This is a genomic window from Streptomyces milbemycinicus, assembly GCF_002154605.1.
GTDB classification, from domain to species: Bacteria; Actinomycetota; Actinomycetes; order Streptomycetales; family Streptomycetaceae; genus Streptomyces; species Streptomyces milbemycinicus.
The window spans coordinates 1-8,136 of record NZ_MUNE01000739.1; the positions used below are offsets into that span (position 1 = coordinate 1).

The 8,136-nt window shown below is 71.9% G+C and carries 7 protein-coding genes and 2 tRNA genes; 6 read left to right on the forward strand and 3 right to left on the reverse strand.

Annotation, left to right across the window (positions count from 1 at the left end):
- A partial coding sequence (locus CCN51_RS44540) for a fluoride efflux transporter FluC (protein WP_245881811.1) occupies window positions 1-519 on the reverse strand: 519 nt, incomplete at its 3' end.
- A gap of 144 nt (window positions 520-663) precedes the next feature.
- Between CCN51_RS44540 and CCN51_RS44545 the strand changes: the two genes are divergently transcribed.
- From CCN51_RS44545 to CCN51_RS44565, 5 genes are all read left to right on the forward strand, one after another.
- A complete protein-coding gene (locus CCN51_RS44545) occupies window positions 664-1,671 on the forward strand; it encodes a zinc-binding alcohol dehydrogenase family protein (RefSeq protein ID WP_043487593.1) in 1,008 nt (335 codons plus the stop codon).
- A gap of 31 nt (window positions 1,672-1,702) precedes the next feature.
- Complete coding sequence (locus tag CCN51_RS44550) at window positions 1,703-2,602, forward strand: nitroreductase/quinone reductase family protein (RefSeq protein WP_014179617.1); 900 nt, start codon at window positions 1,703-1,705, stop codon at window positions 2,600-2,602.
- 98 nt (window positions 2,603-2,700) lie between these two features.
- Entirely contained in the window at window positions 2,701-3,192 is a 492-nt protein-coding gene (locus tag CCN51_RS44555) for a MarR family winged helix-turn-helix transcriptional regulator (protein ID WP_014179618.1), read from the forward strand.
- Window positions 3,193-3,492: 300 nt separating this feature from the next.
- Window positions 3,493-4,119, forward strand: a complete 627-nt coding sequence (locus CCN51_RS44560) for a TetR/AcrR family transcriptional regulator (protein WP_158104756.1) — start codon at window positions 3,493-3,495, stop codon at window positions 4,117-4,119.
- Window positions 4,119-6,347, forward strand: coding sequence for an MMPL family transporter (locus CCN51_RS44565; protein WP_014179620.1), 2,229 nt, complete (start codon window positions 4,119-4,121; stop codon window positions 6,345-6,347). The genes CCN51_RS44560 and CCN51_RS44565 overlap by 1 nt, the downstream gene beginning before the upstream one ends.
- A 13-nt stretch (window positions 6,348-6,360) precedes the next feature.
- On the opposite strand, the gene CCN51_RS55380 is transcribed toward CCN51_RS44565, so the two are convergent.
- Both CCN51_RS55380 and CCN51_RS44570 read right to left on the reverse strand, forming a co-directional pair.
- Window positions 6,361-6,424: transfer RNA gene (locus CCN51_RS55380), tRNA-Ser, on the reverse strand.
- Window positions 6,425-6,543: 119 nt separating this feature from the next.
- A tRNA-Arg gene (locus CCN51_RS44570) sits at window positions 6,544-6,616 on the reverse strand.
- 389 nt (window positions 6,617-7,005) lie between these two features.
- Here CCN51_RS44570 and CCN51_RS44575 point away from each other — a divergent pair.
- On the forward strand, window positions 7,006-8,136 hold a 1,131-nt coding region (locus CCN51_RS44575), incomplete at its 3' end, for a dynamin family protein (RefSeq protein WP_211303311.1).

Below are 8,136 nucleotides of genomic sequence, written 5' to 3' on the forward strand. Positions count from 1 at the left end.
CCATGGGGGCGTCCGGGGCGGGCCGCCCGCACCGCTCGCGCAGCCCGCCCCGGACACCCCCATGGCGCGCCGCGTCACCGCCACCGCGGCCCACACCGCCGCCAGCGCCGCCAGCGGCGTGGCCGCCAGATAGATCAGCCCGGTGGCCGGGCTGCCCCCATCGACCAGGCGCTGGATGTCCACGGCGTACGTCGAGAAGGTGGTGAACCCGCCCAGCACCCCCGTCCCGAAGAACGGCCGTACCAGCCGGTGCGCCGCCCACACCTCGGTGATCAGCACCAGGAGAACGCCGATGAGCGCACAGCCGACGGCGTTGACCGCGAACGTCGTCCAGGGGAACGTGCCCACCGTGGTCGGCCACAGCAGCGACGCCCCGTACCGCGCGACCGCCCCCGCCGCGCCGCCGACCGCCACCGCGCAGATCACCGGACCCTGTCCGTGCCAGACGCCGCGGTGCGCGGGCGAGGTGGCGCCGGGGCCGGTGGCCTGCTCCGCCAGCGGAGACCGTGAGCTGCCCATGGGGCTCAGCCTACGGGCGCTGCAGCCTACGGGCGCTGCCCGCGGGCCCGCTGACGCGCCCGGAACGCGCGCCTCCGCATCCCTGTACCGCCACGGCAGTACGTTGCCCCGGTGGCGCAGGCAAATCCAGACATCCCAGAGAAAATGCGGGCATGGGTGGTGCGAACCCCGGGCAGCCCAGGTCGCCCGGGCCGGATCGACCAGGTGGAGCTGCCGGTTCCGCGGCCCGCGGCGGACGAGCTGCTGGTGCGGGTCCGGGCCTGCGGGGTGTGCCGTACCGATCTGCACGTACGCGACGGCGACCTGCCGCCGCACAAGACCCCCGTCGTCCCCGGCCACGAGGTGGTCGGGGAGGTGGCCGCGGCGGGCCCGGGGGCCAAGGGCCCACCGGCCGGCACCCGGGTGGGGATCCCCTGGCTGCGCCGGACCTGCGGCCGCTGCCGCTACTGCCTGCGGGGCCAGGAGAACCTGTGCCCGTCGTCGGAGTACACCGGCTGGGACGCGGACGGCGGCTACGCCGAGTACGCCACGGTCCCCGCCGCCTACGCGTACGAACTGCCCGACGGCTACGCCGACGAGGAACTCGCCCCGCTGCTGTGCGCCGGGATCATCGGCTATCGCGCGCTGCGCCGCGCCGAGCTGCCGCCGGGCGGCCGGCTCGGCATCTACGGCTTCGGCGGATCGGCGCATCTCACCGCTCAGGTCGCGATCGGCCGGGGCGCGGTGGTCCACGTCCTGACCCGCTCGGCGGCGGCGCGCGCGCTCGCGCTGGAGCTCGGTGCCTCGTCCGCGCGCGACGCGTACGACCGGCCGCCGGAGCCGCTGGACGCGGCGATCCTCTTCGCGCCGGTGGGGGATCTGGTGCCGGTGGCCCTGGAGGCGCTGGACGGCGGCGGCACCCTGAGCGTCGCCGGGATCTACCTCTCGGACATCCCGCCCCTCAACTATGAGCGGCATCTCTTCCACGAGCGCACCCTGCGCAGCGTCACGGCCAACACCCGGGAGGACGGCCGGGAGTTCTTGAACGCGGCGGCCGCCCACCGGCTCCGGGTCACCGTGACGCCGTATCCGTTCGAGCGGGCGGACGCCGCGCTGGACGACCTGGCGGCAGACCGGGTGCAGGGGGTCGCGGTGCTGAGGACGGACCAGTAGCCGAGTGTCACAAGGTGTCGGAAGGGCCCCTATGGACCTCAGTAAGAACGTCATCGAAGAATTCCGGGCGAACAACGGACAAGTGGGCGGCATGTTCGAAGGCGCCCACCTGATCCTGCTGACCACGGCAGGCGCCAGGACCGGCAAGCCGCATACGACCCCCGCCGTGTATCTGCGCGACGGGAACCGCTATCTGGTATTCGGCTCCAACGCCGGCGGCCCCAAACATCCCCACTGGTACCACAACCTGCTGGCCAACCCGCATCTCACCGTGGAACTCGGCACCGAGGAGGGGGCCGTCAAGCCGTTCGCGGCGCGCGCGGTGGTGCTGGAGGGCGAGGCGCGTGATCGCTACTGGGAGCTGCAGTGCTCACGCGAACCGGCCTTCCGCGCCTACGCCGAGCAGACCGAGCGGACCGTACCGGTCATCGCCCTCCATCTCCTGGACCTTGGCGCGAACAATCAAGAGCGCAATCACATGATCGGCCGACAGCTGATCCAGCACCACAACGATCTGCGCTCCGAGCTCCACCGCGTCCGCGCCGGGATCGACCGGGCGTCGGCGGGGGAGTCCGCGCAGGCCGACGCCGGTTCAGGGGCCGACCTCGTAGGCCAACTGCGCCGCCACTGCCTCACGTTCTGCTACGCCCTGCAGACCCATCACATCCGGGAGAACGGCACGTTCACCGCCTTCGAGCGGCAGTTCCCGCACCTGCTCCCGGCCCTCACGCGGCTGCGCCAGGAGCACGAGGTGGTGGAGCGGGCCCTGGAGGAGTTCGAGGCCCTGCTGAACGGGGGGCTGCCCGCCGACCCCGCCGATGTGAAGAAGCTCCGCGCCGAACTGGACCGGTTGGTCGCGGGCCTGGAGGAGCACTTCGCGTACGAGGAGCAGCATCTGCTGCCCGCCCTGGAGGTGCCCCTCCCGTCGTAACGACTCCCGTCGTAATGACCCTGCCGTGAGCGGCGGCGCGCGCCCCGGGATAGCTTTGCCGGGAAGGTGACGGCGCAAGCTATGAGGGGGTACGAGACATGTCGGCGGAGCATGAGCCGCGGTCCGGTCCGGAGTCCGCCCTGAGCTCGGACCAGGCGATCCGGGCCATGCTGCTGCTGATGCCGCGCGTCGCCGCCCGGCTCAAGCGCACCAAGCTCCCGGAGCGGCTGAGCTCCTTCAACCTGGCCCCCAGGCATCTGTCGCTGCTGGCCTATCTGCTCTTCGACGGCCCGATGCCGGTCAACGAGCTAGCCGCCCGCCTGGAGGTCGCCCCCACGACGGTCAGCCTGATGGTCAGCGATCTCAGCCGCCAGGGCGTCCTGGAGCGCCACACCGACCCGGCCGACCGCAGGCGCACCATCGTCGCCATCACGGAGGACGAGGAGACCCGCTCGGCCATCGACACCTGGCTGGCCAACGGCGCGAACGCCTGGCGCGCGGCCTTCGACCCGCTCACCCCGGAGCAGCGCGCCGTGTTCGTCCGGACGATCGAGACCTACGAGCGTGAGGTCTCCGGCTCGGCGGACTGAGCGCGTGCCGGGGTGGGGATAACCCCCCATCGCTCAGGGGGTGGACCGGATCGCCGCCGAAACGATCGCTCCGTAGCGTCAAAGGCCCTGTTCGACGAGGAACGAAAAGGACCGATGATGCGGCCCCCTTCCGGGCTTGACGCTGCGCCGAACCACGGTACTCCGGGTATCGGATACCCCGGGTACTCACCAGCGGCGAGCACGTCCCCGACCGACACCGACACCGACACCGACACCAGCACCAGCACCAGCACCAGCACCGACACCGCGCAGAGCCGACCCGAGGGGCCGATCCCGCGCGTGCCACGCGACGAAGTCCGGCGCCGGCTGCTGGTCGCCGCCGCGAAGTCGTTCGCCGAACGCGGCTATGAGGACAGCAGGCTGGAGGACATCGCCAACGCCGCCGGGTTCACCAAGGGTGCCGTCTACTCGAACTTCTCCGGAAAGCAGGAGCTCTTCGGCGCGATCCTCGGAGCCGGCGCCGACACCGAGTTCAACCTGGTGATGGCGCGCATCCGCGACGCCGACAACCCCACCGACGCGGTAGGCCCGGCCGTCCGTACGGTCGCCCGGCGGATCGTGGGCGACGCGGAACGCGGTCAGCTCGGGCTGGAGTTCGCGGCGCGCGCCGCCCGTGACGAGAGGACGCGGGAGATCCTCACACCGCTGCGCCGCGCACAGCGGGCCGCGGCGAGCCGGTCGATCACCGAAGTCGCCCAACGCACCGGCGCCGATCTGGCCGTCAGCCCCGACCTGGCCGCGCTCATCGTGCACTGCCTGTGCAACGGCCTCTCGAACGAGCGCATCGCCGATCCCGAGGCGATCGACGTCGACACCGTGGAGCAGGCCCTGTCGGCGGTGCTCAAGGCGCTGATCACCCCTCACGCGGACTCCGACTCCGACTCCGACTCCGCGAAGGACATGTGATGGCCACCCTGCTCCACGCCCTCGGCCGGGCGGCCTTCCGCCACCGCGGTCGCTTCCTCGCCGGCTGGTTACTTCTCCTCGCGCTGGTGGGCGGAGGCATGGCGGCGTTCGGTTCGCATCTCGACAGCGAGGCCACCATCCCCGGCTCCCAGTCGCAGAAGGGCATCGACGTACTCGAGAAGTCACTCCCGTCCTCCACCGGCGTCACGGCACAGATCGTCTTTGTCGCCCCGGAGGGTTCGACGGTCAACGACCCCGCCTATCGCGCCGTCATCGAGAAGACGGTCGCGGCCGCGAGGAAGGCGCCGCAGGTGGAGAGCGCGGTCGACCCCTTCGAGGCGCGGTCCGTCTCCGCCGACCGGCGCACCGCCCTCGCCCAGGTGCTCTATCCGATCAAGCGCGACGCGTTGCGTGACTCCAGCGTCACGGCCCTTGAGGAGATCGCCTTCAAGGCGCGGTCGAGCGGCCTGCGGACCGAGGTCGGCGGCACGATCTACAGCACGGCCGGTCTGGAGGTGGGGATCGGTGAGGTGATCGGCCTCGTCGTCGCCGTCGTCGTGCTCGTCGTCACCTTCGGTTCGCTGCTCGCGGGCGGACTGCCGCTGCTGACCGCGTTGACCGGCCTGGCCGTCGGGCTGGTCGGGCTGCTGCTGGTGTCGAACATCGCCAAGGTGTCGTCCACCGCGCCGAGCCTGGCCCTGATGATCGGCCTCGCCGTGGGCATCGACTACGCGCTGCTCATCCTGTCCAGGCACCGCACCCAGCTGGCCTCCGGGATGGACGCCGAGGAGTCCGCGGCACGGGCGACCGGCACCGCGGGCAGCGCCGTGGTCTTCGCCGGCCTGACCGTGATCATCGCGCTCTGCGGGCTGACCGTCGTCGGCATCCCGTTCCTGAGCGTCATGGGCCTGGCCGCGGCGGGCACCGTGCTGATGGCGGTGCTGGTGGCGATCACCCTGCTGCCCGCCCTGCTCGGGTTCGCCGGAACCCGGTTGCGGCCCAGGCCCGGCTCGCGCGCCGACCGGCGGGAGCGGGACATGGCCGGCGGCCGGCGGCGGTACGGCGGCGAGCGATGGGCCCGGTTGGTCACCCGCCGCCCCCTGGTCACGGTGGTGGCCGTCTGCATCGGTCTCGGCGCGGTGGCCCTCCCGGCCTCGCAGCTGTCCCTGGCCATGCCCGACAACGGCACCGCGGCGCCGGAGTCGACACAGCGCAAGGCGTACGACCTGATCTCCGACGCCTTCGGCCCCGGCCGCAACGGGCGGCTGCTCGTTCTCGTCCGCACCGCGGACACGGACCCGAAGGCCGCCGCCACCGAGGTGGCCACCGGGATCGACCGGCTCGATCTGCCCGACGTCATGTCCATCAGCTCACCGCAGGTCGGCGCGGACGGCCGGACGGCGATCGTGACCGTCGTCCCGAAGGCCGGCCCCCGGGCCGAGGCGACGGTACAGCTGGTCCGCGACATCCGCTCCGTCACTCCGGAGCTGGGCGCGGCGACGGACGCCGAGGTGCTGGTCACCGGCTCAACCGCCGCGGCGATCGACGTGTCCGACCGGCTCGGCGACTCACTGCTGCCGTTCGCCGCGATCGTGGTCGGACTCGCGCTGCTGCTGTTGCTGCTGGTCTTCCGCTCGATCGTGGTTCCCCTCAAGGCGGCCTTCGGGTTCCTGCTCTCCGTCGGGGCGGCATTCGGCGCGGTCGTCGCCGTCTTCCAATGGGGCTGGCTCGCCGACCAGTTCGGTGTGCCGACCACAGGACCCGTCTTCAGCTTCATGCCGATCGTTCTGATCGCGGTCCTGTTCGGACTGGCCATGGACTACGAGGTCTTCCTCGTGTCGCGGATGCGGGAGGAGTACGTCCACACGGGCAGGCACCGTGAGTCCGTGATCGCCGGATCCCGCTACGCCTCGCGGGTCGTCACCGCGGCCGCGCTGATCATGTTCTCCGTGTTCGCGAGCTTCGTGACCGCCGAGGATCTCACCCTCAAGCCGATCGCCTTCGGCCTCGCCGTCGGCATCGTGGTCGACGCCTTCCTGGTCAGGATGACCCTGGTGCCGGCCGTGCTCGTGCTGATGGGGAAGAGCGCCTGGTGGCTTCCCCGCCGGCTCGACCGGCTGCTGCCCGACCTCGATGTCGAGGGCGCCGAACTGGCTCCGCCGCACCCTGCGACGCCGGGTGTCCAGAGATCAAAGTTGGAGGATCCGACAGGGTGCTCTGCCGATTGAGCTACCGACGCGAGGCGTCGGACGGGACTCGAACCCGCAACCACCCCATTAACAGTGGAAGTAGGACCCGCCTTCGCACCTGGACGGCTCCACTGTAATCGCCCGCACTGACGGTGCCGACCGGTTTTCGGGGCCGTCGGTCGACACCGACCTCTGTGGCGCTCCCTCTCTACGTGCGTAGAGGGGGAGCGGGAAGCGCCCCCGGCAGGACTCGAACCTGCGGCCAAGTGCTTAGAAGGCACCTGCTCTATCCACTGAGCTACGGGGGCCGGACGGTGGATCACGCAACTGCTGAGCCCCCGGGTGCCTGCGGTTCCGACGGTGCGGGGCCGTGGTGCCGGTGGCCGGGCTCGGCGGATCCGTGACCTTGCCGGGGACAAGGATAGGGCTCCGTGCGCCTCGCCCCGGTTGCTTCACCTCCGTGGCACGTTGTGGAGGTTCGGTGAAGCGGTTTGATAATCGCAGGCAGGTGCGAATCCCGCATCGTTTTTCACGCCTCAGAGGGCGGGTGTTGTCTACTCGTTATGCCCGCGCCCCAGTCGTCACGCCCGCCCCTTGGTCAATCTGGGGTAATCCGGGTGGGTCTGTTTGACGCGCGTGAGCGGGCATACGCTTCAAAAAGACGTCAAAAGCGGGCATTCTTCACCCCGTGGCGATCTTGGACGTACGGCCCCGACTGCTCGACGCACTGACCGCACTGCGCGATCGCGTCGATGCCGCACGGTTTCCGCTCCCCCTTCCCGGCGCCGACCGCGCTCGCCGTGGCCGCGCCGAACTGCTCGCCCAACTGGATGACTACCTCGTGCCCCGGCTGCGTGCCCCCCAAGCGCCCTTGCTGGCGGTCATCGGGGGATCCACCGGCGCCGGGAAGTCCACGCTCGTCAACTCGCTCGTCGGCCGCCGCGTCACCGAGGCCGGGGTGCTGCGCCCGACCACGCGCACGCCGGTGCTCGTCTGCCATCCGGAGGACCGCCCGTGGTTCACCGGACAGCGGGTGCTGCCGCAGCTGACCCGGGTGTGGGTGCCCGCGCAGGGCGAGCGGGCCGAGGGCGGGTACGAGGACGAGGCGTACGAGGGGGCGGCGTATGAGGGGGCGGCGTACGAGCAGGGGGCGCACGACGGCGCGGTATACGCGGGCGCGGCGCGCGATGAGCCGGACAAGGGGGCGCGGACGGCGGCCGGGGCGCTGCGCGTCGAGACCGACCCCGGGCTCGCGCGCGGGCTCGCGCTCCTCGACGCGCCGGACATCGACTCCCTCGTCGCCCGCAATCGCGACCTCGCCGCCGAGCTGATCTGCGCGGCCGACATCTGGGTGCTGGTGACCACCGCCACCCGCTACGCCGACGCCGTGCCCTGGCATCTGCTGCGCACCGCCAAGGAGTACGACGTCACCCTCGTCACCGTCCTGGACCGGGTGCCCCACCAGGTCGCCGCCGAGGTCTCCCACCAGTACGCGGCGCTGCTCACGGCCGCCGGGCTGGGGGACGTGCCCCGGTTCACCATCCCCGAGCTCCCCGAGTCCGCGGGCGGCGGCAGCGGGCTGCTGCCCGGCACGGCCGTCGCGGCGCTGCGCGACTGGCTCACCCGGCACGCCCAGGACCCGGCCGCCCGCCACGCCGCCGCCGAGCGGACCGCCGCTGGGGTGATCGCCTCGCTGCGCGCCCGGATGCCCGCGCTGGCCGGAGCGGCGGCCGCCCAGCACGCGGCGGCGGTGCGGCTGGTGCAGCACGTGGGGGGCGCGTACGAGGAGGCGGCCGAGCGGGTGCGGCGCGAGCTCGCCGGCGGGGCG

Excerpts from the sequence above, each read along its gene's own strand:
- CCN51_RS44550 (WP_014179617.1), top strand. The coding sequence starts at position 1,703 with ATGGACCTCAGTAAGAACGTCATCGAAGAATTCCGGGCGAACAACGGA.
- CCN51_RS44565 (WP_014179620.1), top strand. The coding sequence starts at position 4,119 with ATGGCCACCCTGCTCCACGCCCTCGGCCGGGCGGCCTTCCGCCACCGC.
- CCN51_RS44555 (WP_014179618.1), top strand. The coding sequence starts at position 2,701 with ATGTCGGCGGAGCATGAGCCGCGGTCCGGTCCGGAGTCCGCCCTGAGC.
- CCN51_RS44545 (WP_043487593.1), top strand. The coding sequence starts at position 664 with ATGCGGGCATGGGTGGTGCGAACCCCGGGCAGCCCAGGTCGCCCGGGC.